The 23,588-nt window shown below is 66.1% G+C and carries 21 protein-coding genes and 2 pseudogenes; 11 read left to right on the top strand and 12 right to left on the bottom strand.

The genetic code is table 11. From position 1 onward, the window contains the following. Positions 1-9 precede the first annotated feature (9 nt). A complete protein-coding gene (locus tag CWS39_RS14515) occupies positions 10-738 on the top strand; it encodes a DUF899 family protein (protein WP_102143614.1) in 729 nt (242 codons plus the stop codon). Here CWS39_RS14515 and CWS39_RS14510 read toward each other — a convergent pair. After that, positions 735-1,298, bottom strand: a complete 564-nt coding sequence (locus CWS39_RS14510; RefSeq protein ID WP_102143613.1) for a helix-turn-helix domain-containing protein — start codon at positions 1,296-1,298, stop codon at positions 735-737. The genes CWS39_RS14515 and CWS39_RS14510 overlap by 4 nt on opposite strands. A 313-nt stretch (positions 1,299-1,611) precedes the next feature. Here CWS39_RS14510 and CWS39_RS14505 point away from each other — a divergent pair, with 313 nt between their 5' ends. After that, positions 1,612-2,499: a hypothetical protein gene (locus tag CWS39_RS14505; RefSeq protein ID WP_233213513.1), complete on the top strand. Its 888-nt coding sequence runs from the start codon at positions 1,612-1,614 to the stop codon at positions 2,497-2,499. Then, positions 2,456-3,889: an amino acid permease gene (locus CWS39_RS14500; RefSeq protein ID WP_102143612.1), complete on the top strand. Its 1,434-nt coding sequence runs from the start codon at positions 2,456-2,458 to the stop codon at positions 3,887-3,889. The genes CWS39_RS14505 and CWS39_RS14500 overlap by 44 nt, the downstream gene beginning before the upstream one ends. A gap of 234 nt (positions 3,890-4,123) precedes the next feature. Here CWS39_RS14500 and CWS39_RS14495 read toward each other — a convergent pair whose 3' ends face one another. Together CWS39_RS14495 and CWS39_RS14490 are read right to left on the bottom strand one after the other, a co-directional pair. After that, positions 4,124-4,345 carry a hypothetical protein gene (locus tag CWS39_RS14495; RefSeq protein ID WP_102143611.1) on the bottom strand — a complete coding sequence of 74 codons (222 nt, stop codon included), beginning with the start codon at positions 4,343-4,345 and terminating at the stop codon, positions 4,124-4,126. A gap of 29 nt (positions 4,346-4,374) precedes the next feature. Further along, on the bottom strand, positions 4,375-5,817 hold the full coding sequence (locus tag CWS39_RS14490; protein ID WP_199178122.1) for a protein adenylyltransferase SelO: 1,443 nt from the start codon (positions 5,815-5,817) through the stop codon (positions 4,375-4,377). Between the two features lie 103 nt (positions 5,818-5,920). Between CWS39_RS14490 and CWS39_RS14485 the strand changes: the two genes are divergently transcribed. The 3 genes from CWS39_RS14485 (at position 5,921) to legP (ending at position 12,692) form a co-directional block, all read left to right on the top strand. Beyond that, positions 5,921-6,841 carry an acyl-ACP desaturase gene (locus CWS39_RS14485; protein WP_102143610.1) on the top strand — a complete coding sequence of 307 codons (921 nt, stop codon included), beginning with the start codon at positions 5,921-5,923 and terminating at the stop codon, positions 6,839-6,841. A gap of 31 nt (positions 6,842-6,872) precedes the next feature. Then, positions 6,873-10,757, top strand: coding sequence for an ATP-dependent RNA helicase HrpA (gene hrpA / locus CWS39_RS14480; protein WP_102143609.1), 3,885 nt, complete (start codon positions 6,873-6,875; stop codon positions 10,755-10,757). A gap of 159 nt (positions 10,758-10,916) precedes the next feature. Further along, positions 10,917-12,692, top strand: coding sequence for a Dot/Icm T4SS effector Zinc-dependent metalloprotease LegP (gene legP, locus CWS39_RS14475; protein WP_199178121.1), 1,776 nt, complete (start codon positions 10,917-10,919; stop codon positions 12,690-12,692). 3 nt (positions 12,693-12,695) lie between these two features. On the opposite strand, the gene CWS39_RS14470 is transcribed toward legP, so the two are convergent. After that, positions 12,696-13,055: a hypothetical protein gene (locus tag CWS39_RS14470; RefSeq protein ID WP_142386847.1), complete on the bottom strand. Its 360-nt coding sequence runs from the start codon at positions 13,053-13,055 to the stop codon at positions 12,696-12,698. A gap of 78 nt (positions 13,056-13,133) precedes the next feature. On the opposite strand from CWS39_RS14470, the gene CWS39_RS14465 reads away from it, so the two are divergent. Beyond that, entirely contained in the window at positions 13,134-14,657 is a 1,524-nt protein-coding gene (locus tag CWS39_RS14465) for an Nramp family divalent metal transporter (protein ID WP_102143607.1), read from the top strand. A gap of 105 nt (positions 14,658-14,762) precedes the next feature. Continuing rightward, positions 14,763-15,743 (top strand): Acg family FMN-binding oxidoreductase, encoded by a 981-nt coding sequence (locus CWS39_RS14460; RefSeq protein ID WP_102143606.1) that lies wholly within the window; start codon positions 14,763-14,765, stop codon positions 15,741-15,743. A gap of 3 nt (positions 15,744-15,746) precedes the next feature. On the opposite strand, the pseudogene CWS39_RS30295 reads toward CWS39_RS14460, so the two are convergent. The 5 genes and pseudogenes from CWS39_RS30295 to CWS39_RS14430 all read right to left on the bottom strand — a co-directional run bounded on the left by CWS39_RS30295 (position 15,747) and on the right by CWS39_RS14430 (position 20,474). After that, positions 15,747-17,589, bottom strand: a pseudogene (locus CWS39_RS30295) (sensor histidine kinase). Between the two features lie 40 nt (positions 17,590-17,629). Further along, entirely contained in the window at positions 17,630-18,277 is a 648-nt protein-coding gene (locus CWS39_RS14445) for a response regulator (RefSeq protein ID WP_102143604.1), read from the bottom strand. An 82-nt stretch (positions 18,278-18,359) separates the two neighbouring features. Then, positions 18,360-18,593, bottom strand: coding sequence for a hypothetical protein (locus CWS39_RS14440; RefSeq protein ID WP_199178120.1), 234 nt, complete (start codon positions 18,591-18,593; stop codon positions 18,360-18,362). Positions 18,594-18,602: 9 nt separating this feature from the next. Further along, the gene (locus tag CWS39_RS14435; RefSeq protein ID WP_102143603.1) at positions 18,603-19,055 is read right to left on the bottom strand and encodes a pyridoxamine 5'-phosphate oxidase family protein; all 453 of its coding nucleotides are present in this window, start codon (positions 19,053-19,055) and stop codon (positions 18,603-18,605) included. Between the two features lie 6 nt (positions 19,056-19,061). Beyond that, positions 19,062-20,474 (bottom strand): WS/DGAT/MGAT family O-acyltransferase, encoded by a 1,413-nt coding sequence (locus CWS39_RS14430; protein WP_102143602.1) that lies wholly within the window; start codon positions 20,472-20,474, stop codon positions 19,062-19,064. A 168-nt stretch (positions 20,475-20,642) separates the two neighbouring features. Between CWS39_RS14430 and CWS39_RS14425 the strand changes: the two genes are divergently transcribed. After that, complete coding sequence (locus tag CWS39_RS14425) at positions 20,643-21,086, top strand: hemerythrin domain-containing protein (protein ID WP_233213512.1); 444 nt, start codon at positions 20,643-20,645, stop codon at positions 21,084-21,086. Between the two features lie 46 nt (positions 21,087-21,132). On the opposite strand, the gene CWS39_RS14420 is transcribed toward CWS39_RS14425, so the two are convergent. The 3 genes and pseudogenes from CWS39_RS14420 to CWS39_RS29195 all read right to left on the bottom strand — a co-directional run. Continuing rightward, positions 21,133-21,474 (bottom strand): cupin domain-containing protein, encoded by a 342-nt coding sequence (locus CWS39_RS14420; RefSeq protein WP_102143600.1) that lies wholly within the window; start codon positions 21,472-21,474, stop codon positions 21,133-21,135. A gap of 69 nt (positions 21,475-21,543) precedes the next feature. Continuing rightward, on the bottom strand, positions 21,544-22,173 hold the full coding sequence (locus tag CWS39_RS14415) for a helix-turn-helix transcriptional regulator (protein WP_199178127.1): 630 nt from the start codon (positions 22,171-22,173) through the stop codon (positions 21,544-21,546). A gap of 20 nt (positions 22,174-22,193) precedes the next feature. Continuing rightward, positions 22,194-22,307 (bottom strand): annotated as a pseudogene (locus CWS39_RS29195) (ferredoxin family protein); the annotation flags it as partial. 50 nt (positions 22,308-22,357) lie between these two features. Between CWS39_RS29195 and CWS39_RS14410 the strand changes: the two are divergent. Then, complete coding sequence (locus CWS39_RS14410) at positions 22,358-23,179, top strand: methyltransferase domain-containing protein (RefSeq protein WP_102143598.1); 822 nt, start codon at positions 22,358-22,360, stop codon at positions 23,177-23,179. Next, positions 23,176-23,580: a group III truncated hemoglobin gene (locus CWS39_RS14405; RefSeq protein WP_199178119.1), complete on the top strand. Its 405-nt coding sequence runs from the start codon at positions 23,176-23,178 to the stop codon at positions 23,578-23,580. The genes CWS39_RS14410 and CWS39_RS14405 overlap by 4 nt, the downstream gene beginning before the upstream one ends. The last annotated feature ends 8 nt before the right edge of the window (positions 23,581-23,588 follow it).

The raw sequence follows: 23,588 nt of genomic DNA, 5'->3' as shown, positions 1-23,588 counted from the left end.
GGGAATGTCATGGACGATGTACCGGCGGTGCCCGCGGTGGTGGACCGCGCCACTTTCGAGGCGGAAATAGAGCGGCTGCGGGCACGGGAGAAAGCGCACACCCGAGAGGGTGACGCGATTGCGGCGGCGCGCCGACGCCTGCCGATGGTCGAAGTCGACCCGGCCCTGACGCTGATCGGCCGCGACGGACCGCTCACCCTGCTAGACGCCTTCGAAGGGCGCCGACAGCTGGTCGCGTACTACTTCATGTGGCATGCCGGTCGACCCGCGCCAGAGCAGTGCGAAGGATGCACCTGGTGCACCACCCAGGTCGCAGAGTTGTCGTACCTGCACTCACGCGACATCACGTACGCCGTCTTCTGTCAGGGACCATTCAACGAGAGCATCCGCTACCACGACTTCATGGGTTGGGACGTGCCGTGGTACTCGGCACTGCCGTCCCTCGACGCACTGCTCTTCGGGCGCCACGTCGGCATGATGCACCTTGTGTGCTACCTGCGTGACGGTGGGCGCGTCTTCGAGACGTACTGGACGACGCTCCGCGGTGTCGAGGTGATGGACTACAGCTATGCGCTGATGGACCTCACGGTCTACGGCCGACAAGAGCCATGGGAGGACTCGCCGCCCGGCTGGCCACAGCAGTGGCAGGTCGACGGGTCCAACACTCGAAGCAATGGGCGGCCGATCGCCCAGTGGTCGCGACTGCGCGCCGGCCGGTCAGACGACCTCGCCGGTTAGCCGGCGCCTTCCCCGACGAGGGCCTGGTCCCAACCGTTGACGTGGTTCTCCGGGTGATCCTGGGGCGCAGGTGCCGGTTGGTCGAGGTGTTCGGTACCCGGCACACCACCGAGGGCGGCGAGCGCTTCCTTGATCTTCGTCGCCTGCTCGCTGGTGGGGGTTGCGCCGGCCTCGAGCTCGTCGAGCAGCTCCGGCGTCAGCCCCGCCCCGTTGGCGAGCTCTTGGGCGGACAGCTTGGCGTTGATGCGCGCGACGTACAACTGTTGTCCCAGACTCGATCCCGGCGCCGCGGCGGCGTGCGCCATCAGTGAGTCGTACCGCTGCCGGACGTTGCTCAGCGCGACGATCACCCCGGGTGACGGCCTGGTGCTGCTTGCTGCCTCGGCCAGCGCGGCGCGCAGTTTGCGCATGCCCGACAGAACGACATCCGCGCGCTTGTGGAACTTCTTGTCCTCGGGGAACGGCAGCGCGTCGATCGCGGCGCTGTACATATGCATCGCAGCCTCGGAGAGGTTGACGATGATTGACGAATCCCCTTGCGGCGTGGGTTGCGGTGCCATGGGCCCTCAATTCTCTAGCGGTCAGTTCCGTGGTGGGTGTGCAGCAGACGCGAGGTGGGGTCCACGCGCACCGCTGCAAGTGAGCACCGGATGAGATTAGCGTTCGATGGTGTGTCGCGTCACAGCGAGCGGTACGAGCGCCGCATGGGCAGCCCATGCTGCCGCTGCATCAGACGTTCCTTAGTCTGAACCCGCATGGCGGGAAGGCTCAGGGCAATGGGAGGCCACGATGACCGGAGTGTTGCAAGAAACGTGGACCCCGCCGCCTGCAGCACGCGGCGGCGTGAGTGATTCGACGCAGCCGATACCGGCCGTGCCGGCCGCCGAGCCTGAGCCCGACGTGCCGGACCGGCTCGCGGGTTGGCGCACCGCAGCCTGGCTTGCGGCGGGTCTTGCGGGTGCGCTGGCGATCGTCTGGTTCATCGCCTTCAGCCCCGGAGAAATCGGCGCCAAGTCCGAGTGGTTCTTCGGCGCCGTCGTTTTCACGGTCGTCATGGTCTCCATCTGGCACACCGTCAGCCTGCAGAAGCAGGCGAACAGGAACGCCGCCGAGGCAATCGACCGCGCACGCAAGGACCTCGCCGCCGCATCGGAGCGCTTCGCCAAGGAGCTCAGGCTCACACGTGCGCTTCATGAGGCCCAGATGGACGCGCAGCAGTCGCTGCACCGCGCCGAGATGGCGGCTGCGCAGGAGTTGGCCCGCGTCGAGCGGTTCCATCTACGCAGACAGCTCGAGAAGCAGGCGACGATCGAGGTATCGCGCGCCGTCGTCGCGCACACGCACATGCTGGCATCGTTGTGGAACCAGGGCGCGAGCATTATGCGCATCGAAGACCGCGACGAGCGCGAGCAAGCGATGAACCCGATCTTCGAGCAGATCAGCCAAGTCGTGCACGACTTTTCGGTGGAGCTCAACAATGCCCACCTGCTCATCGAGGACGACCGTCTGCACGAAGCGCTCAACCGCGTCAACGAGGCAGCGCTGATGGCGATTCGCGTGGCCGAGGATGTGCACACCGCCGTGGTCGACGGGCACGATCCGCAGCCCAACCCGATCCCGGGCGTGCAGCAGCTGATGCACGCCCGGGCGGCTGAAGCGCGACGTCTTGCGTGGGATTTGCTTCGAACCGGGCTCGAAGAGAGTAAGCCTGGACACGATGAGCATCCTGAACGCGTCCCCAACGGGGATCTTTCGTCGTAAGCCGGTCGACGAGATCGAGCCGGAGGACCTCGAGGAAGGCGGCGGGCTCCAACGCGTGCTGGGCCTGTGGCAGCTGACCGCCATCGGCATCGGCGGCATCATCGGCGCCGGCATCTTCTCCTTGGCCGGAGCCGTGGCGAAGGACTCCGCCGGCCCCGGCGTGCTGTTGTCATTCCTGGTCGCCGGCGTCGCAAGCGCCTGTGCGGCGTTGTCTTACGCCGAATTCGCGGGCATGATCCCCAAGGCCGGATCGGCCTACACCTACGGCTACGCCGTCCTCGGCGAGGGCGTCGGGTGGTTCATCGGCTGGGATCTGCTGCTCGAGTACACCGCGATCGTCGCCGTCGTCGGCATCGGCATCTCCGGCTACTTCGGGTTCCTCGTCGAACAGCTCGGGATCGGACTGCCCGAGTGGATGCTCGGGGCGCCGGGCAGCGACCCCTCACAGCCGGACCGCGTGGTGGATCTGTTCGCGCTTCTGCTGTGTCTGCTCATCGCCTTCGTGCTGACGCGGGGGGTGCGCAACGCAGCCCGTTTCGAGAGCGCGCTGGTGTGGCTCAAGGTCGCGCTCGTCCTGCTGATCATCGGGCTCGGTGTGTTCTACGTGAACACCGACAACTACACGCCGTTCCTGCCGTTCGGGTGGGGCGGGGTGTTCGCCGGCGCGTCGGTGGTGTTCTTCGCGGTGTTCGGCTACGACGCGATGAGCACCGCTGCCGAGGAGTCCGCGCATGCCCGGCGGGTGCTTCCCAAGGCCATCATCATCTCGTTGGCCATCTCGATGACGCTCTACGTGCTGGCCTGTCTGGTGCTGACCGGGATGGTGCACTACAGCGAGCTGGACTCGGAATCGGCTTTCGCGCAGGCGTTCGAGGACGTCGGGCTGCCGAGCATCGCGACGCTGATCTCGGTCGGGGCCATCCTCGGCATCGCCACAGTGATGTTCACCTTCATGTTCGCGGTGACGCGGGTGTGGTTCTCGATGTCACGGGATGGTTTGCTGCCCCACTGGTTTGCTGCGGTCGACGCCAAACACCGTGTGCCCGTTCGGGTTACTTGGATAGTGGGCATCGGCTCGGGTTTGATCGCCGGCTTTCTGCCGATCGCCGAGGCGGCCGAGCTGACGAACATCGGCATCCTGCTGGCCTTCGCGGTGGTGTGCAGTTCGGTGATCGTGCTGCGCTACCGCTCTCCTGAGATCGAGCGTGGATTCCGCACCCCCGGCATGCCCATCGTTCCGCTCATCGGGGTGGCGTCATCGATTTGGCTGACCACGTACCTCACGTCGACCACCTGGATGCGGTTCGGTATCTGGCTCGTCATCGGGCTGCTGATCTACGGCCTCTACAGCTATCGCCACTCGCACCTCAACACGTCTCGGACGCCGTGACCGCCGCGAAACTGTAGTTACCGAGACGTTTTTCGAGTGGAGGCCTCGGTAACTGCAGCCTCGCGGGCGTAGCACTCCAAGTACTTGGTCAATGCGAGCTCAGGCGGGCGGGCTACCACCGCTGCACGCGACACATTCGGCGACGGCCCGACGGGCCCGCTGCCCGCGATTGAGATTGCATTCAGGGCTGCGGTCTAACGGAATTCACGACCGTCAGCGCAATCCCGACGCGGGCTAGCGCGGCGCAGGAGGCGCAGGCGGGGGCGGCAGCTTGGTGCACAGCCCTGTCTGCGTGCTCAGGTACATCCCCGGCAGGCAGAACGGTGCGCAGCCGTTGGTGACGCCCGTTTCACCGGGCGGGCAGGCCGAGCTGATGGCCGGCGACGCGACCATCGGCGCTGCCAGCAATGCCACTGCGAGCGCCGAGGTCGCGAGGCGTCGTACGGAGTGAGTCATGGGAGGCCCAGTCTAAGGCGAGTCGATCGTCAAGTCCCGCAAAAAGTTCGGTAGTCCCCGAAGTCGTCCGGCGCGGGTTCGGCGTAGCGCTCCAGACCGGGACGCTCGTCGAACGGCGCGACGACGGCCGTCATCAACTGTTCGAGCGGAGCCAGATCACCGCCCGTCGCCGCCACCAGCGCCTCCTCGACGAGGTGGTTGCGCGGGATGTAGACGGGATTCGAGCGGTCCATCAGCGCAGCGTCCGGGCCCAACGCCCGCCAGCGCGCCGCCCACGAGTCGAACCCGGCCAGGTCGGCGAACAGGCCACGGGCGGGTTCAGGGTTGCCGCGGGCGTGTTCGCCGAGGTGACGGAAGAACGACGTGTAGTCGACGCGGTTGGCCTGCAGCAGCGCTAAGAGTTCGTCGATCAGCGGGCCCGCGTCCGACGGACCCAACCCGAGTTTGGCCCGCATCCCCGCCGACCACGCCGTGTCATAGCGCCGACGGAACACACTGAGTGATTCCATCGCCAGCGCCACCGCGGCTTCCTGGTCGTCGGCGAACAGCGGCAGCAGCGTCTCGGCGAACCGGGCCAGGTTCCACTCGGCGACCGGCGGCTGATTGCCGTACGCGTAACGGCCCCACGAGTCGATCGAACTGAACACCGTCGCCGGTTCGTAGGCCTCCATGAAGGCGCACGGCCCGTAGTCGATGGTCTCGCCGGAGATCGTCATGTTGTCGGTGTTCATCACCCCGTGCACGAACCCGACGAGCATCCATCGCGCCACCAGCGCGGCCTGCGCCGCGATCACCGCGTCAAACAGTGCGAGATAAGGGTTGTCGGCTTCGGCAGCGGCGGGATGATGCCGCGCGATCGCGTGGTCGGCGAGACGGCGAACCAGTTCGACGTCGCCGGTCATCGCGGCGTACTGGAACGTGCCGACGCGCAGATGGCTGCTGGCCACCCGGGCCAGCACCGCGCCGGGCAAGAGCGTCTCCCGCTGCACGGGGCGGCCGGTGGCGACGACGGCCAGCGACCGGGTGGTCGGGATACCCAGCGCGTGCATCGCCTCGCTGACGATGTACTCGCGCAGCATCGGACCGACCGCGGCCAACCCGTCGCCGCCGCGCGCGAACGGCGTCTGCCCCGAACCCTTGAGATGGATGTCGCGCCGTCGGCCCTTGGCGTCGACGACCTCTCCGAGCAGCAGCGCGCGGCCGTCGCCCAGCCGCGGGACGAACCCGCCGAATTGGTGACCGGCGTAGGCCTGCGCGACGGGCGTCGCATCGTCGGGAAGGCGGGCGCCGACCAAGAATTGGAGGCCGTCGGGGCTGCGCAGCCAGTCGACGTCGAGTCCGAGGTTGGCGGCCAACGACTCGTTGCACACGATCAGCTGCGGATCGGACACCGCCTGGGCCTGCCAGCGCACCGCCAGCTCCGGCAGCTCGCGGGCGAAGCTGTCCTGAAGAACCGCGGGTTGAACACTCACCTCAACCAGCCTACGGAAGGCAATTTGGCGTCTGGACTTCCTACGGTTGCGTAACCTACGGTAGCGTAGGTTGGGTCCCGGAAGGTGATTTGGAAGGCACACGATGGTCACTGACTTACAAACCCGCCTGCTCACTGAGCTGGAACCGGTTGTCGAGGCGAACCTCGAACGCCATCTCTCCGTGGCGCGCCCGTGGAATCCGCACGACTATGTGCCCTGGAGCCGCGGCCGTGACTTCGCGTTCCTGGGCGGCGAGGACTGGACACCCGAGGACAGCCCGCTCGATCCGGTCGCACAGGCCGCGCTCACGCTCAACCTGCTGACCGAGGACAACCTGCCGTCGTATCACCGCGAGATCGCGACGAGGTTCGGCCGGGACGGCGCGTGGGGCCAGTGGGTCGGCCAGTGGACCGCCGAGGAGGGCCGCCACAGCATCGCGATCCGCGACTACCTGGTGGTCACCCGCGGCGTCGACCCGTCCAACCTGGAACGCATGCGGATGGCGCACACGGTGGCCGGATACGACTCGGGCGACAAGACGCCGCTGGAGGCGGTGGCCTACGTGTCGTTCCAGGAACTGGCGACACGGGTGTCACACCGCAATACCGGCAGGGCGTCGGGCTGCCCGATCGCCGATCAGCTGTTGGCGCGGGTCGCGCTCGACGAGAACCTGCACATGGTCTTCTACCGCAACCTGATGGCCGCCGCCCTCGAGATCGAACCCGACGCCGCCATGGCGGCGATCTGTAAGGAGATCGTCGGATTCCAGATGCCCGGCGCCGGCATGGAGGGCTTCGCGGAGAACGCGATCACCATCGCCAAGGCCGGCATCTACGATCTGCGCATCCACCACGACGACGTGCTGCAGCCGATCCTGCGCTACTGGCGCATCTTCGAGCGGTCGGACTTCGGCCCCGACGGCGAGCAGGCGCGCGAGACCCTCGCGCAGTTCTTGGCCGCGGTCGACGAGCGGGCGCGCTACTACGAGGAAAAGGCCGCGGCGCGGGCGTACGCGCAGGTGTGAACGCCCGAGACGGGCACCTATCCTTGCCGGAGTGTCCGGACCGTCTGTTGCGCAGCTGCGTGAGCGCCTCGACGGCCTGACGATCCGCGACGCCGTCCGGCTCGCTCGTCGGCTGAAGAATTCGCGCGGGCGGGATTTACAGCGGATCGCGGAACAGATCAGCGCGGCCGAAGCGCTGGTGGCCACCCGATCGGCCGCCGTTCCGACGATCAGCTACCCCGACCTGCCGGTCAGCGAGCGCCGCGGCGAGATCGCCGACGCGATCCGCGACCATCAGGTGGTCGTCGTCGCCGGCGAGACGGGGTCGGGCAAGACCACCCAGCTGCCCAAGGTCTGCCTGGAGTTGGGCCGCGGCATCCGCGGCACCATCGGTCACACCCAGCCGCGCCGGCTGGCGGCTCGCACGGTCGCGGCCCGCATCGCCGACGAACTGGGCACGCCGCTGGGCGACGTGATCGGCTACACGGTGCGGTTCACCGACCAGGTCAGCGATCGCACCCTGGTCAAGCTGATGACCGACGGCATCCTGCTCGCCGAGATCCAGCGGGACCGCCGCCTTCTGCGCTACGACACGCTGATCCTCGACGAGGCCCACGAGCGCAGCCTCAACATCGACTTCCTGCTCGGCTATCTGCGGGAACTGCTGCCGCGGCGGCCCGACCTGAAGGTGATCGTCACGTCGGCGACCATTGAGCCGGACCGCTTTTCGAAGCACTTCGGTGGGGCGCCGATCGTCGAAGTGTCGGGGCGGACGTATCCCGTCGAGATCCGTTACCGCCCGCTGGACGTCGCGGTGCCGGTGGCAGACGAGGACGACCCCGACGACCCTGACCACGAGATCGTTCGGGTCGAGCCACGCGATCAGACCGAGGCCATCATCGACGCGGTGCACGAGCTATCGACGGAGCCGCCCGGCGACGTGCTGGTGTTCCTGTCCGGTGAACGCGAAATCCGCGACACCGCAGAGGCATTGCGCGGCGCGGTAGGGCCACACACCGAGGTGCTGCCGCTGTACGCGCGGCTGCCCACCGCCGAGCAGCAGCGGGTCTTCGCGCCGCACGCCGGTCGTCGAATCGTGTTGGCCACCAACGTCGCCGAAACATCGCTGACCGTGCCGGGCATCCGCTACGTCGTCGACCCCGGCACCGCACGGATCTCCCGCTACAGCCGGCGCACCAAGGTGCAGCGGCTGCCTATCGAACCGATCTCGCAGGCGTCGTCGGCGCAGCGGGCCGGCCGTTGCGGTCGCGTGGCACCCGGCGTGTGCATCCGGCTCTACTCCGAGGACGACTTCGCGTCGCGGCCGCGCTACACCGAGCCGGAGATCCTGCGCACCAACCTGGCCGCGGTGATCCTGCAGATGGCGGCGCTGCATCTCGGCGACATCGAGGAGTTTCCCTTCCTCGACCCGCCGGAGCGGCGCAGCATCCGCGACGGCGTGACCGTGCTGCAGGAGCTCGGCGCATTCGATTCCGGCGGCGCGATAACCGATCTCGGCCGTCGGCTGGCCCGGTTGCCGCTCGACCCGCGCATCGGCCGGATGATCCTGCAGGCCGACACCGAGGGCTGCGTGCGCGAAATACTGGTGCTGGCAGCGGCGTTGTCGATCCCCGACCCGCGGGAGCGGCCCGCCGACCACGAGGAGGCGGCACGGCAGAAGCACGCCCGGTTCGCCGACGATCACTCGGATTTCATGTCCTACCTGAACCTGTGGCGCTATCTGGGGGAGCAGCGAAAAGCGCGTTCCGGCAACTCATTTCGGCGGATGTGCCGCGAAGAGTTCCTGCACTACCTGCGCATCCGGGAGTGGCAGGACCTGCACGGGCAACTGCGCACGATCGCCCGCGATCTCGGCATCCGCGAGTCCGATGAGCCCGCCGATCCCGCGTCGGTGCACGCCGCGCTGGTTGCCGGGCTGTTGTCGCACATCGGTCTGCGCGAAGGGGATTCGCGGGAATACACCGGCGCCCGCAACGCGAAGTTCGTTCTTGCGCCCGGCTCGGTGTTGACCAAACGCCCGCCGCGCTGGATCGTCGTCGCCGACCTCGTCGAGACCAGCCGGCTGTACGGTCGCATCGCGGCACGCATCCAACCCGAGATCGTCGAACGAATCGCCGACGAGCAAGTCCAGCGCACCTACAGCGAGCCGCACTGGGACGCCCAGCGCGGTGCGGTGATGGCGTACGAGCGGGTGACGCTCTACGGGCTGCCGCTGGTGCCACGCCGGCGAGTGAACTATTCGCAGATCGAACCGGAGTTGGCGCGTGAATTGTTCATCCGCCACGCGCTGGTCGAGGGCGACTGGCAGACGCGGCACCACTTCTTCCGCGACAATGCGCGGCTGCTCTCCGAACTCACCGAGATGGAGGAGCGGGCCCGTCGACGCGACCTGGTGGTGGGTGACGACGAGATCTACGCCCTCTACGACGCCCGCATCCCCGCCGACGTGGTGTCGGCGCGGCACTTCGACGCCTGGTGGAAGCGGCAGCGGCACCGCACGCCGAACCTCCTCACGTTCACCCGTGACGAGCTGCTGCGCAAGGACGAGACGGTCGACCATCCCGACACCTGGCAGGCCGGCGACCTTGCGCTGCCGGTGACCTACCGCTTCGAACCCGGCGCCGAGGACGACGGTGTGACCGTGCACGTGCCCGTGGAGGTACTGGCGCGGCTGGGCGGCGACGAGTTCGCCTGGCATGTCCCGGCATTGCGCGAAGAACTCGTCACCGCACTGATCCGCTCACTGCCAAAAGATCTGCGGCGCAACTTCGTTCCTGCGCCGGATACCGCGCGGGCGGTGGTGGCTGGGCTGGATCCGGGCAGCGGACCGCTACTGGAGGCCGTGCAGCGTGAGCTGCGCAGGCTCACCGGCATTCTGGTGCCGATCGATGCGTTCGACCTGGACAAGGTGCCCCCGCATCTGCGCGTGACGTTCGCCGTCGAATCCGCCGACGGCACCGAGGTGGCCCGCGGCAAGGACCTCGCCGCCCTGCAGGACCGGCTGGCCGGTTCGGCGCGGGCGGCGGTGGCCCAGGCTGTCGCCGACGGGCTGGAGTGCACCGGGCTGCGCGCGTGGCCCGACGATCTCGACGAGGTACCCCGCACCGTGGAGCGCATCAGCGGGGGTCACCGGGTGCAGGGCTTCCCCGCATTCGTCGACGCGGGGGCGGCCGTGGAGCTGCGGGTGTTCGCGACGCGCGGGGAACAAGACGCCGCAATAGGTCCGGGGCTGCGGCGGTTACTGCGGCTGTCGATCCCGTCGCCAGTCAAAGCCGTTGAACGGGCGCTGGATCCACGCGCGCGACTGGTTTTGCGCGGCAATCCGGACGGCTCGCTGAACGCGCTGCTCGACGACTGCGCAGACGCCGCGGTCGACGCGTTGGTCACCGCGCCGGTGTGGACGCGGGCCGAGTTCGGTGCGCTACGGGATCGGGTGGCCGGCCGGCTGGTGGCGACGACGCTGGACATCGTCGGCCGGGTGGACAAGTTGCTCGCCGCTGCGCACGGGGTGCACGTCGCGCTACCGGACAAGCCGTCTGCGGCGCAGGCGGACGCGATCGCCGACATCCGCGCCCAGCTGGACAGGCTGCTGCCGACGGGTTTCGTGACCGCCAGTGGCGCAACGCATTTGAATGACCTGGCGCGCTACCTCACCGCCGTCGGACGCCGCCTCGAGCGGCTCCCCCACGGCATCGAAGCCGACCGTGAACGGATGCTGCGCGTGCACGCCGTCGAGGACGCCTACGACGACCTGGTGAAGGCGCTGTCACCCTCGCGGGCCGCCGCCGACGATGTCCGTGACATCGCCTGGCAAATCGAGGAGCTGCGGGTGAGCCTGTGGGCGCAACAGGTGGGCACCGCCCGGCCCGTCAGCGAGCAGCGCATCTACCGGGCGATCGACGCCATCCGGCCGTGAGAGCGGTACGTGGCCACGGCCAGGCACACCGACGAAATTCGAGTAGTCGTCTACTCGCGCATCCGCGGCTGCCTGGCGCCACGATGTTCGGCACGCCTATTTCAGGAGGACATCATGGCGAACGGTGAAAAGCGCTCATGCGAGTACAATACGGGACCGGTGGCCGGCACGGCTGCGGTGTCGGGGGCCACGTTCACGGACAAGAAACTGCAGTACGCCAACGTCAACGGACTGGCGATCTTCGAAGGCGACATCATGCTGGGCACCATCGAAGAGGTCGAGGCGGCGCGGGCCGAGGGTATCGGCATCACGGGTGAGGGGTTCCGCTGGCCGCACGCCACGGTGCCGTTCGAGATCGACCCCGCGCTGCCCAACCAGAACCGGGTCACCGACGCGATCGCCCATTGGCACGCCAACACCAAGATTCGATTCGTCCGCCGCACCGCGGCGAACGCGGGCCACTACCCCAACTTCGTACGTTTCCGGCCGTCCACCGAGTGCTCGTCACGAGTTGGCAAGCGCGGCAACCAACAAGACATCCAGATGGCTGCGGGATGCACGACCGGAAGCATCATCCACGAGATCGGGCACGCGATCGGCTTGTGGCACGAGCAAAGCCGCGAAGACCGCGACAACTTCGTGACGATCAATTGGGCCAACATCGACCCCGACGCACGGCACAACTTCAACCAACACGTCTCCGACGGCGACGACATCGGCGCGTACGACTTCGGCTCGATCATGCACTACAGCGGGACCGCGTTTTCCATCAACGGCATGCCCACCATCGTGCCGAGGGTGCAGCTTCCGCCCGGCGTGGTGATGGGCCAGCGCACCGCCCTGTCGGCCGGCGACATCGCAGCGGTCCAGACGCTGTACCCGCGTGCGGGACGCCTGGTCGATCGCTCGGCGGAGTTCGGCACGGCCGCCGCCGCGAATCGGCCGACGGCGTGCGTTATTCCCGGCCTGGGGGTGCACAACGTCGCCTACCGCGACACATCGGGCCGGTTGCACGCACTGTGGCGAGATGCCCAGGGCGGCACGGGCACCACGAATCTCACCGCCAACGCCGGTGCACCCACCGCGTCGGGCAACCCCTTCGCGTATGTCGACACGGCACGCAACACCGAGATCCTGCTGTTCCGCGGCGGCGACGGCACCGTGCGCAGCCTGTACTGGTCGACGGGCGCGGTCGGTCACGACAATCTCGGCGGAACCGCCCGGGCGCCAAAGGCATCCGGCGACCCCGTTGGCTATTACGACCCCGCCACCGACGGCCACCATGTGGTGTACCGCGGCGGCGACGGACATCTGCACGAGATGAGCTGGACCGGTGTCGCCCCAGTTGGTTACGGCGGCAACCTGACCGGAGCCATCTCGGCGCCGCGTGCGGTGGGCAACCCGTCGGCCTACAGCGGCGGCGGATACAACATCGTCGTGTACCGCGCCAGCAACGGCAAGATCATGTCGGTCTACTGGAACAACGGCCCCAGCGGGCTGGACGATCTGTCGGGGACGGCCGGCACACCGACGTCGGCCAGCGATCCGCACGCGTACTACACCGCGCACAACGACACGCACCAGATCGTGTACCGCGCCGGTAACGGCCACCTCTACGAGCTGTACTGGACCGGCGTCGCCCCGGTGGGCGGGTGGGATCTGACGGCGGCCGCGGGCGCGCCGGCGGCGGTCGGAAATCCGTCGTCGTACTACGTTCCCGCGGAGAACACCAAGCACGTCATCTACCGCTCGTCCGACGGTCGGCTGCATGAGATCTGGTGGTATCCCGGTGCGGCCCCGGGCTACAGCGACCTCACCGCGTTCGCCGGGGCGCCGTTGGCCGCGGACGATCCCGCGGGGTTCACCGAGAACGGGCATCAGCACGTCGCCTACCGCGGCACCGACAATCGCATCTACGAGATGCGGTGGGGGTGAGGTTCACACCACGGTGACGGGGATGTCCAGCGCGTCGACGTCGCCCTCGGGTGGCACGGGGATGGACTGAGTCGACAGCAAGTCACCGGCGGTCACCGCTTGACCGCCGGTGACGTCGATGTGGCACTCTAGCGAAAGCTGCTGAGCCGCCGGTGTTTCCGGGATCGCCAGCTCGAACGGAAGACGCCCGCCGGGACCGATTTTCGTGTCGGGCAGTGTGACGCTGGCAACGACGGCGGCGGGGGCGTCGGCGTAGGACGTGTCGCGCACCGCGATGATCACCCGCGCGACCGTGGTCGGCGCATCGGGCGGCAAGAGGACGGCCCCGCGGATTCGCCTCGACACCCCGACCACGCTACCCACACCATTGACCTTCGTGGCGGCGTGGTGTAAGCCCGCAGAAGGCACGTATCGCATGCAGATCTCATCGCGGAGGGCCCGATGGCCGGCAGTACCGAGACTGAACCAGTACGCGAATCGCAGAGTTACCAACTCGGTACCAGCCGTCCACCATTGGGCGTCGCCGATTTGCCCGAGCCCGAGGAAGTGTTCAAGGTGTCCCGGCTCGGGCCGGTGCAAGTCATCCAATTCGTCATCGGCCCAAGCCTCATCGCGTTGGGCATCTCCATCGGCAGCGGGGAGTGGCTGCTCGGACCGCAGGCGGTCGGTGCGTACGGCTTCATCGGCATCGGCTGGGTGATCACGGTCTCGGCGATCTTGCAGACCTTCTACAACGTGGAGGTCTCCCGGTACGTGATGGCGACGGGCGAGGTTCCGATCGTCGGCTGGGGCCGCGTCCCGCCCGGCTGGAAACGGTGGATTCCGTTCGCGCTCATCGTCTTCTACTTCGCGTTCATCTTCGGCGGCTGGGCGGCCAGCGCCGGTCAGGGCTTGTTCGCGTTGATCGTCGGGCGGGTGCATGAGCCCGACGAGCTTGAGTACACCCGGCTGCTGGCGATCGGTCTGCTGTTCGTCGTCTTCCTGATCTGTGTCGTCGCCCGAAAGATCTCGCGCGCACTCGAATTGAGCAACTGGGTGATCATCGGCTCGCTGCTGGCGATCCTGATCGTGGTCGACATCGCCATCGTGCCGGCGTCGGTGTGGTGGGAGGGCATCCGCGGCCTGGTCACCCCGGCGGCACCGCCCGCCGGCATCACCGCGACCACCCTGGGCGCGCTGGCCGGGTTCACCGCGCTCTCGTCGGGCCTGAACTGGTACGCGATGGCGCACTACCGCGACAAGGGTTACGGCATGGGCTATCGCGTCGGCTTTCTCGCGGGGCTGCGCGGCGGACGGCAAGAGGTGCTGCCGGTCGGCGTGACGTTCCCGGACACGCCCGAGAACGGCTCCCGATGGAAGCGGTGGTACCGGCTGCTGCTCGTCGATCAGTGGGTGGTGTTCTTCGGCGGCGCGATGATCGGCATGCTGCTGCCGACGATCCTGATGGCGCACGTCGTCGCCACCAGCGGGGAAGAGCCGACGACGGCCAACGTGCCGACGTTCACCGCGGAGAAACTCGGCGAACAGTACGGCCAGCCGATGTTCTACCTGATGCTCATCGCCGGTGTGCTGATCCTGTTCTCCACGCAGCTGGGCATTTTCGAGGCGCTGGTGCGCAACTTCACCGACGCCGCCCACGCCGCCAGCCCGCGCCTGCGCCGACTGCTCGAAGGCGATCCCCGCCGCTTCTACTACCCGTACATGCTGGTCGTGCTCGCGGTCATCGCCGGCGCGATCCACCTGACCACACCGGTGCGCCTGGTGCAGATCTCGGCGAACATGTCGAACCTCGGCGCGCTGATGTTCCCGTTCATGTTGATGTACCTGAACTCGAAGCTGCCCAAGCCCGCGCGGCCGCGGTGGTGGCACTACGTCCTTTTGGTGCTGAACTTCTTGTTCTTCGGGTTCTTCTTCGTCAACTTCGTCTACGAGCTGGTCACCGGCAGCGCACTGGTCAAGTTCTGAGCACGGCGTCAGCTGTTCGTGCGAAATACCAGTCCATACCAAGTGCTCAGGTAACGGGGACTTTCGTCCCTAGCGGCCAGCCCGATCGCGGGCGACTCTAAGGGTATGAACGCGCTGTTCCCGGATCACGAGACGATCCACACGGTTTTGTCGCTCGCCACCAGGGCGCCGTCGATCCACAATTCTCAACCGTGGCGCTGGCGGGTCGGAACCCAGAGTCTGCATTTGTATGCCGATCCGGACAAACATCTACCCAGCACCGATCCGGACAGCCGGGATCTGCTACTGAGCTGTGGCGCATCCCTGAACCACGCTGTCGTCGCATTGGCGGCCCTTGGCTGGCACGCGAAAGTACACCGGTTGCCCAACTCCGCTGACCCGGAACATCTGGCCGCGATCGAGGTCTATCGCCACCCTGCCGGGGAACTTGACGTGGCATTGGCGGCGGCGATACCTAAACGACGTACCGATCGGCGTCGCTACACAGCTTGGTGTGTACCTGACGCCGACGTGGCGCTGATGGGTGCTCGGGCCGCGCGCGCGGGTGTGATGTTGCGGCAAGTCGCGTTGCTCCCGAAGCTGCAACGCATTGTCGCGCAAGCTGTCTGGCAGCACGCAACGGATCATGACTACCTGGTCGAGTTGTCGACTTGGAGCGGTCGCCACGCCGCGTTGGCAGGAGTGCCGGCCAGAAACACACCGCAGTCCGATCCGACGGCACCGATTCCGGGCCGGCTGTTCGCCGGACCCGCGCTGGCGCAGCCTCCTGACGTTTCACCGGAGGACGACGCCGCCGTGGTGTTGGCGCTCGGGACCAAGGACGACAGCCCGCTGGCCCGGCTACGCGCCGGTGAGGCGACTAGCCTGATGCTGCTCACGGCCACCGCCCTTGGGCTGGCGAGTTGCCCGGTCACCGAACCCCTGGAGATCGCTGAAACACGAGAGGCCGTGAAAGAAGAGGTATTTGGTGACAGCGGCTTCCCGCAGATGTTGCTGCGGATCGGCTGGGCGCCGGTAACTGCCGACCCGCTTCCGTCGACTCCACGCCGTCCACTGTCGGACGTTGTCGACTGGCTCGAAGACTAGGGCCTACGGCAGTGGCGCCGACCACCGCAACAACGTGCCGCCGGTGGGTACGCGCTCGACCGTAAAGTCCCCTCCGACCGCCTGGGCGCGCTGACGCAAGTTCATCAGGCCACTCGCGACGGCGATGTCGTCTGGTATGCCCCGCCCGTTGTCGACGACCTCGATGGTGAGGTTGTCGTCGACCTTGACACTGACGGTCAAGGTGGTGGCGTTCGCGTGCCGCACCGCGTTGCTGACGGCTTCACGCACAACAGCTTCCGCGTGATCGGCCAGGCGCGCATCGGCGGCCGACAACGGACCGACAAACTGGACCGTGGTATGCAGCTCCGGGCCCGAGAACCCGGCGACGGCCTCCTCTAGCCGTTGCCGCAGCCGAGTCATGCCAGACGGTGCACCGTGCAGGTCGAAGATCGCGGTACGGATCTCCTGGATGACTTCTTGTAGATCGTCCACGCAACCCGAAAGGCGTTGTTGTACTTCGGTTGACCTTGCGCGCGGGATGGTTCCCTGCAGCGTCAGCCCGACCGCGAAGAGCCGCTGGATGACATGGTCGTGCAAGTCTCGGGCGATGCGGTCGCGGTCGGTCAGGATGTCGAGTTCGCGCATCCGCCGTTGCGAGGTGGCGAGCTGCCAGGCGAGCGTGGCCTGGTCGGCGAACGCTGCCAACATGTCGAGTTGTTCGGCGCTGAACGGGTATGCGTCTTGATGCCGGAGCGCGACCAAGACGCCTGCGACGGTATCGGTGGCGCGAAGGGGTAGCACCAGTGCAGGGCCGACGCCGGCACCGATGCCCACGTCGACCTTGTCGAACTTCTGTGGCGTGGCGTCCACGAATACCTGCCCGATCGGCGTGTCCCGTATCGGAATCGTGGTTTCGCCGACTGGATCGGACACCGAGCCGGCGGTCGCCGTCACCACTAGTTCAATGACATTGGAGGATGGCATGTCAACATCGGACGGAATCGCGACCACTGTGGTCTGTGCGCCGGTCACCTTTAACGCTTCATCCGCGATGAGCTGAAATACCGTTGCCGGGTCGGCGCCCGACAACATTTCGGTGGAGATATCACGGGTCGCCTCTATCCATGACTGGCGTACCCGGGACTGCTCNCACCTTTAACGCTTCATCCGCGATGAGCTGAAATACCGTTGCCGGGTCGGCGCCCGACAACATTTCGGTGGAGATATCACGGGTCGCCTCTATCCATGACTGGCGTACCCGGGACTGCTCGTATAGGCGCGCGTTGTCGATCGCGATTCCGGCGGCCGCGGCGAGGGCTGCGACCACTATCTCGTCGTCTTCACTAAACGGTCGTCCGTCGGTCTTCTCGGTCAGATAGAGATTCCCGAAGGCTTCGTCGCGGATGCGTACGGGTACACCCAGGAAGGTACGCATCGGTGGATGATTGGGCGGAAATCCCACGGATGCAGGATGATTCCGGATGTCGTCCAGCCGAATGGGTTTTGGCTCGTCGATAAGCAATCCCAGAACGCCGCGGCCCTCTGGCAGATGCCCGATCAGCTCACGCGTGGGTTCGTCGATTCCTTCGTAGACGAACTCGACCAGCTCATGACCTTCTCCGCGCACTCCAAGCGCCCCATACTGGGCGTCGACCAGTTCGATGGCTGTGTGGACGATCGTGCGCAAGGTGTCATCGAGCTCAAGGCCGGACGTGACGACCAGCATTGCGTCGACGAGACCGTCGAGCCGGTCGCGCCCCTCCACGATTTGTCCGATGCGATCTTGAACCTCGTCCAGGAGTTCGCGCAGCCGCAGCTGCGACAAAGTGTCACGAAGGGGACGGGTGCCCGGTTGCGGTGTCGATCCCTCGCTCACGGCACCCATCGTGACACCGGCGCACACAGGCAGCGACGGTTCGGCATGACTAGTTGGCCGGCCGGTGCTGTTGATCCAGCTTGGACGCAAACACAGCTGCCTGGGTCCGGCGCTCCATCCCCAATTTGGCCAGCAGTCGCGACACGTAGTTCTTCACGGTCTTCTCGGCAAGGAACATCCGCGCGGCAATCTGCTTATTGGTCAGGCCCTCGCTGAGCAACCCCAGCAGCGTTCGCTCTTGGTCGGTCAAACCGGACAGTGGATCCTTGGTCTGGGTGGCGCTGCGAAGTTTCGCCATCAACGCGGCCGCGGCGCGAGTGTCGAGGAGTGACTTTCCGGTGCCGACGTCTTTGATTGCTTGTGCGAGTTCCATGCCCTTGATGTCTTTGACAACATATCCGCTGGCGCCGGCCAGTATCGCATCGAGCATCGCTTCATCAGAGGTGTATGACGTCAACATCAGGCAGCGCAGTTCCGGCAGCTCGGACAGTAGGTCGCGGCAAAGTTCGATCCCATTACCGTCGGGCAGGCGAACGTCGAGCACGGCGACATCAGGGCCCACTGCGGGAATCTTCACCATTGCTTCGCCGACGGAGCCGGCTTCTCCGACGACCTCGAGCTCTGGGTCCGACGCGAGCAGGTCGACCAAGCCACGACGGACGACTTCATGGTCGTCGACCAAGAAGACCTTGACCATTACCAGACCTTCCATTCGAAGCCGTGGGAACGAGGCTGCCCATGCGGAATAACTACCTCATCATGCGGCAGTCGTCTGGGGATCACGGGCGAAACTCCAAGACCTCCCGCAGTGCCCGCCTCGGCGTGGGCGCCGGTTTGTTCTCAATCGACGGCGCGATTCCGACTCGGATTAACACCTGCGGCATCGTCTTTCGTCCGCTGATCTCGCGAAGGATCCCACGGCCGGCCTCGAGTTCGGTGACGTGCGTCATCGGGCAGGTCGCCAATCCGGCCATCGTGCAGTCGAACCCCACCGGCGACTCAGTCAGCGCCATCGCTGTACCTCACGACGAGGCCGTGCTCCCGGTCGCGCTCTTGTACTGAGGTACGCCAGGCTCACGGAATTGCCGCCCGGTCATCTTCTCGGTCCGGATCCGGATGAAATGGTCGCGCCGACCGTCGACCCACGGCTGCACGAACGTTCCGGCCACTTCCACCAATTCGCTCACATCGGTAATGGGCTGTGCGTGCCCGACAACGGTGACGCTCCAGCCGGTGCGCAGGTCGGGATCCAATTCGTCGGCCTGGAACGCGACGACGAGGTTATTCGTGGCGGCCGCCAGCTTCGCACCGCCGGCAACCCGGATCACCACGTCTTCGCGCCACACGCCGAAATTCACGGGCTGCACTGCGGGCAGACCGTCCTCGGTGAATACCAGACGGCCCACCCGCACGGTCTGCAACCGATCCAGGCACTGTCTGCGATTGAGTACCTCAAGGGCTTGTCCCTTCGGCATTTTCGATCAACCTCCTTGTACGAGCGCGAGAGTCCCCACCGGCGTGGAACGCCAGTGGCCAGCGCTGACGGCCGTTAGACGTGCGACTGCCCGTTGGATGCCGCGGGCAAGCTCATCGACGTCGGGCGCGGCGTCGTAGTCGCCGATGATGCCGAACGCGAGGTGGTCGGCGTAGCTCAAAATCGCAACCCCAGTCCGCAGTTGCAATGCCAACGGCGGAATCGGGAGCAGCCGAATGACTTCACGTCCCATGACGCGCAAGCGTTTCCGTGGGCCGGGCACGTTCGTCGCCAAGGTGACGACGCCACGTTGGGGTAGCCGGGTCAATGCCCGAATCGTCCACGCCGTGAATGGGAACGGGATCGCATTGGCGGCGGAGACGATGATGTTGCCGGCTTGGCGTTGTCCACTTGCCTTGGCCCTTGTGAGTCGCGAATGCACGGCTCGCAGCTGTGAAATGGGGTCGGCCTTGTCGACGGGAAGATACGGAAGCATGACCGAGACACGGTTGTCGGCCTTGTCGGTGGCGTCGTTGGACCGCACCGAAACCGGCACCAGTGTGCGTAGCGAATTGCGCTGGGGCGTCTCACCGCGGCGTATCAGCATCGCGCGGAAGCTGTCGGTGATTGCTGCCAGGGCAACGTCGTTGACGGTCACCTCGAATCGATCGCAGACTTTTGTGACGTCTTCGAGAGACACCTCGACGGTGGCGTAGCGGCGCATGTTGCTCACCGGCCCGGTGAGCGATGACGGCGCCGCCGGGCGAAGCAGGCTACCGGCGATTTCGACCGCCCCCTGCAGGGCCGCAGCGGCGGCGGTTGTCGCACCCAGCGATGTGCGCCAGGCTCCAGAGATCCAGTCGATGGGGTTGAGAGTGAGTGCCGGCATCCGCAATCCGCCCCCCGTTGGTTCGTGGGCCGCTCGGATCTGGGTCGCAAATGTGTCGCCTGCGACGTCGTCGCAGAGCCGGGCCAACATCCGGGTGGCCGCGATCCCGTCGGCGATGCAGTGATGGATCTTCATCAAGATTGCCCACCGGTTGTGCGCCAGGCCATCGACGATCCAGCATTCCCACAGTGGCCGGTCTCGATCGAGGCGCCGCTCCATGACTTCGGCGACCCACCGAAACAACGCCGCATCGTCGCCCGGACGCGGTAGCGCCGAGCGTCGAATGTGGTGGGAGATGTCGATGTCGGTATCGTCCACCCATCGCGGAGCGCCGAGATCGAGCGGCTGGGTGCGCAGGATCTGCCCGAACCGCGGCACCGCCATAATGCGCTCGGCAAGGGTTTTGGCCAGCGATTCGAAATCAGGCATCGGTCCTGCAAGCACGGACACGGCGCCGATCGCGAGGCTGACATGCCGGTCAGAGTCCTCGGCTTGGAGGAACCCCGCGTCAAGCGTTGTCAATAGCTCCATACAGCCACCATCTGCTATCGGCGAACGCCGCGGGAGAGGAAAAGGTCCCTACTTGGAAGGGCCAGTAGGTCTCTGCCCGAAGGCCTCCTCATTATGAGGGCCAAAGGCCCTCAACGGCCAGGCGCGTAGCGTTTGGAGGTGATGTGCCACTACTGCGGATGCCGGGAGATGCCGCTGCTGCGCGATTACATCGCCGAACACGAACGTGCCATCAACTTGGGCGGGGAGGCGGTGCGGGCGATCGATCGGGGCGACCTGGCCCGGGTGCGGCACCTGTTGGCTGAGATGGCGACCGAACTGGCTGCGCACTGGCGGGGCGAAGAGACGGGCCTGTTTCGGGTGATGGCGCGCGAGGAGTTGTACGCTGAGCACATCGCTCCACTTGTTCGCGAGCACCGTGAGCTGGCCGAACTGCTCGCCACGGTCGACGTTTCCACAGCCGACGGCCAGCAGGCCATTCGCGACGCGGTCTCAGACCTGTATGTACACATCAGCAAGGAGGAGGATGGGCTGTTCCCCGCTTCGCTGACCGCGCTGGATGGCGAGGAGTGGGACGCGTCGATCGCAGCATGGCATGCCGCACACCCGGGCAGACGCATGATCTCGCGCTGATTCGGCAGCCCCACCAGCCGCTCTGCGGTCGCATCGCGCAGCGTGATTACGCGCGCGGCAGCTGCGCAACGACCGTCAGCAAAATCACCGAGTCTTCAATCGCCGTCAACGCGTGGCGCGAGGGCGGTATCGTTACGTGATCACCTGTCTTGCCTTCCCACGCATCGGATTTCGTGTGGAGGCGGACATGGCCGTGTAGTACCTGAAGTGTGGCCTCTCCCGGGCTGTCGTGTTCAGCCAGCTCCTGCCCGGCGGCCAACGCCATGACCGTCTGCCGCAGTTCGTGATCATGACCGCCGTAAATAGTGTGCGCAGCCCGGCCACTATGCGCGGTTCGCGCCTCTGTCAGCTTCTGTTCGGCCATGTCGATCAATGAGATTGATTGCATCTGTAGGTATGTCTCCTATTCAGCTGGACAGCAACAGTATTCCGCCAACCGCAAGGGCTGACGCAAGACTCATGATGCCGCGGCCGGCGTGAGGTGGGCCAGACACAAGTCGGGCTCCACGAACGGCTCCAGCCGGTCAACCGTGACCGGTGCGCGCCACGTCGCCAGCGCCCCCTGCATGAGCCCCAGATGGATTGGGCAGACGACGGTGGAGCGGTCCTGCGCCAATTCGAAGAACGGGCAATGCCGCAGTCCAATTTGTTGCTGTCCGTGGGCCTTTCGTCGTTGCGGTGAGAACCCTAGCTCGTCGAGCAGTTCGACCAGCTGATTGATCGACTGTTGGGCGCCTGGCGTCTTGCGTGCCGGGCTGGTCACTCGCCGTGCCCACGCCCGGCCCGCCTCGAGTGCCTTGGCGCTGGCGTTGCGGTCCCCGGCAAGGGCCAACGTGAGGATCTCGGCGAGCACTCGGTAACGCCGGGTCCCGCCGGGATCCATCCCGTGCACGGCGCGGAACATCAACGGTGGTCGGCCTGGGCGCCTGTGGTCGGGCTCGACGCGTTCGACCCGGCCATCGCTGACCAGGGTGTCCAGATGGAATCGGACCGTATTGGGATGCACCCCAAGCTCATCGGCGATCTGCGGGATCGTCAACGCGCTGGTCGCACCCCTCAACGTGGCCAGCACCTCTTCGCGAGTCACTGTTGGGCCCTCGGCAGCCCGTCGGGGCGAATGTACAACGCGCGGGCGCCTGCGTAGATGCAGTCGACCGGGCACTCCTTGATGCACGACCGGTCCATTACATCGACACATGGCTTCCCAATCATGTACGTCATGAATTAGAGTTTATACAATTCTACTTGTAAAAACATCGAGGGAGATGTGAATGGCCGCGCGGGACACTACCGACTCCGATCTGCCTCTGCCATTGGCCAATCGACACGACGATGTGGTGCAGGGCCACTGGTTGCTGGCTCGTCTCGGCAAGCGTGTGCTTCGCCCGGGAGGCGCAGAACTCACTTACAAGCTGTTAGCGCTGGCCGATGTGACGGCCTGCGACGTGGTCGAACTGGCGCCAGGGCTGGGTCGCACCGCAGCCGAAATCATTTATCGCCGACCCCGTTCGTATATCGGAGTTGAGCAGGATCCCGACGCTGCCCGGGCGGTGCGGTCGATGACCTTGGGATACGGCGACGTCCGGGTCGCCAAAGCGGCGGATACCGGGCTACCTGACGCCAGTGCAGACATTGTCGTCGGCGAGGCGATGCTGACTATGCAGGGCGATAAAGCAAAGGCGGCCATCGTCGCTGAGGCGGCACGGTTACTGCGGCCCGGCGGCCGCTACGCCATCCACGAACTCGCATTGACACCCGATGAGCTGCCCGAGGATGTCAAGACCGACATCCGCCAGGCACTGGCCAAGTCGATCAAAGTCAACGCTCGTCCGCTCACCATCGCCGAGTGGCGACAGCTGCTGGCCGCCCGCGGTCTGCTTGTCGACCACATCGAGACCGCACCGATGGCGCTGCTGCAACCACGGCGGCTGATTTCCGACGAGGGTATCCTTGGTGCGTTGCGGTTCGCCAAAAATGTGCTCATTCAACGCGATGCGCGCCGACGCGTGCTTCACATGCGCCGCACGTTCAGCAAGCATCGCGACCGTTTGACCGCCGTTGCCATCGTCGCGCACAAATCGGACGAGCGATGACGGATCTGTCCAGCCGTGCAGACGTGGAAAAGTTGTTGCGGCGCTTCTACCGGCGGGCGTTCGCTGACGATCTGCTCGCCGAACCGTTCACAGAGTTACGGGCCGAAGGCCTCGAGTCGCATCTTGCGGTGATGTGCGACTTTTGGGAAACCGTTTTGTTCCGCGCAGGGCTCTACCACGGCAGCGCTCTAGTCGTTCATCGGCGGCTTCACCAGCGGCATCCGTTGTCCGCCAACCACTTTGTGCGCTGGCTGCAACTGTGGAACGCCGCCGTCGACGAGATGTACCAAGGGCCTGTCGCCCAACGGGCGAAGATTCAGGCCGCCAGAATCGCCAAAGCGATGCACCGCCGGCTGCGGGAAGTTGACGCGAGCGAACTCGACGCTTTGATGGTGGGATGATCTCATTG

Source organism: Mycobacterium hubeiense, assembly GCF_002838065.1.
GTDB lineage: Bacteria > Actinomycetota > Actinomycetes > Mycobacteriales > Mycobacteriaceae > Mycobacterium > Mycobacterium hubeiense.
The sequence above is the reverse complement of the archived record's forward strand: the minus strand, read 5'-3'. Positions and strand labels throughout refer to the sequence as shown.

Coding starts and splice junctions, on each gene's coding strand:
- CWS39_RS14420 (WP_102143600.1), bottom strand. CDS start 21,474: ATGCAATCAATCTCATTGATCGACATGGCCGAACAGAAGCTGACAGAG.
- CWS39_RS14515 (WP_102143614.1), top strand. CDS start 10: ATGGACGATGTACCGGCGGTGCCCGCGGTGGTGGACCGCGCCACTTTC.
- CWS39_RS14495 (WP_102143611.1), bottom strand. CDS start 4,345: ATGACTCACTCCGTACGACGCCTCGCGACCTCGGCGCTCGCAGTGGCA.
- CWS39_RS14425 (WP_233213512.1), top strand. CDS start 20,643: ATGCCGCTGCTGCGCGATTACATCGCCGAACACGAACGTGCCATCAAC.
- CWS39_RS14405 (WP_199178119.1), top strand. CDS start 23,176: ATGACGGATCTGTCCAGCCGTGCAGACGTGGAAAAGTTGTTGCGGCGC.
- CWS39_RS14510 (WP_102143613.1), bottom strand. CDS start 1,298: ATGGCACCGCAACCCACGCCGCAAGGGGATTCGTCAATCATCGTCAAC.
- CWS39_RS14500 (WP_102143612.1), top strand. CDS start 2,456: ATGAGCATCCTGAACGCGTCCCCAACGGGGATCTTTCGTCGTAAGCCG.
- CWS39_RS14465 (WP_102143607.1), top strand. CDS start 13,134: ATGGCCGGCAGTACCGAGACTGAACCAGTACGCGAATCGCAGAGTTAC.
- CWS39_RS14435 (WP_102143603.1), bottom strand. CDS start 19,055: ATGCCGAAGGGACAAGCCCTTGAGGTACTCAATCGCAGACAGTGCCTG.
- CWS39_RS14460 (WP_102143606.1), top strand. CDS start 14,763: ATGAACGCGCTGTTCCCGGATCACGAGACGATCCACACGGTTTTGTCG.
- CWS39_RS14445 (WP_102143604.1), bottom strand. CDS start 18,277: ATGGTCAAGGTCTTCTTGGTCGACGACCATGAAGTCGTCCGTCGTGGC.
- CWS39_RS14410 (WP_102143598.1), top strand. CDS start 22,358: ATGGCCGCGCGGGACACTACCGACTCCGATCTGCCTCTGCCATTGGCC.
- CWS39_RS14440 (WP_199178120.1), bottom strand. CDS start 18,593: ATGGCGCTGACTGAGTCGCCGGTGGGGTTCGACTGCACGATGGCCGGA.
- CWS39_RS14430 (WP_102143602.1), bottom strand. CDS start 20,474: ATGGAGCTATTGACAACGCTTGACGCGGGGTTCCTCCAAGCCGAGGAC.
- CWS39_RS14485 (WP_102143610.1), top strand. CDS start 5,921: ATGGTCACTGACTTACAAACCCGCCTGCTCACTGAGCTGGAACCGGTT.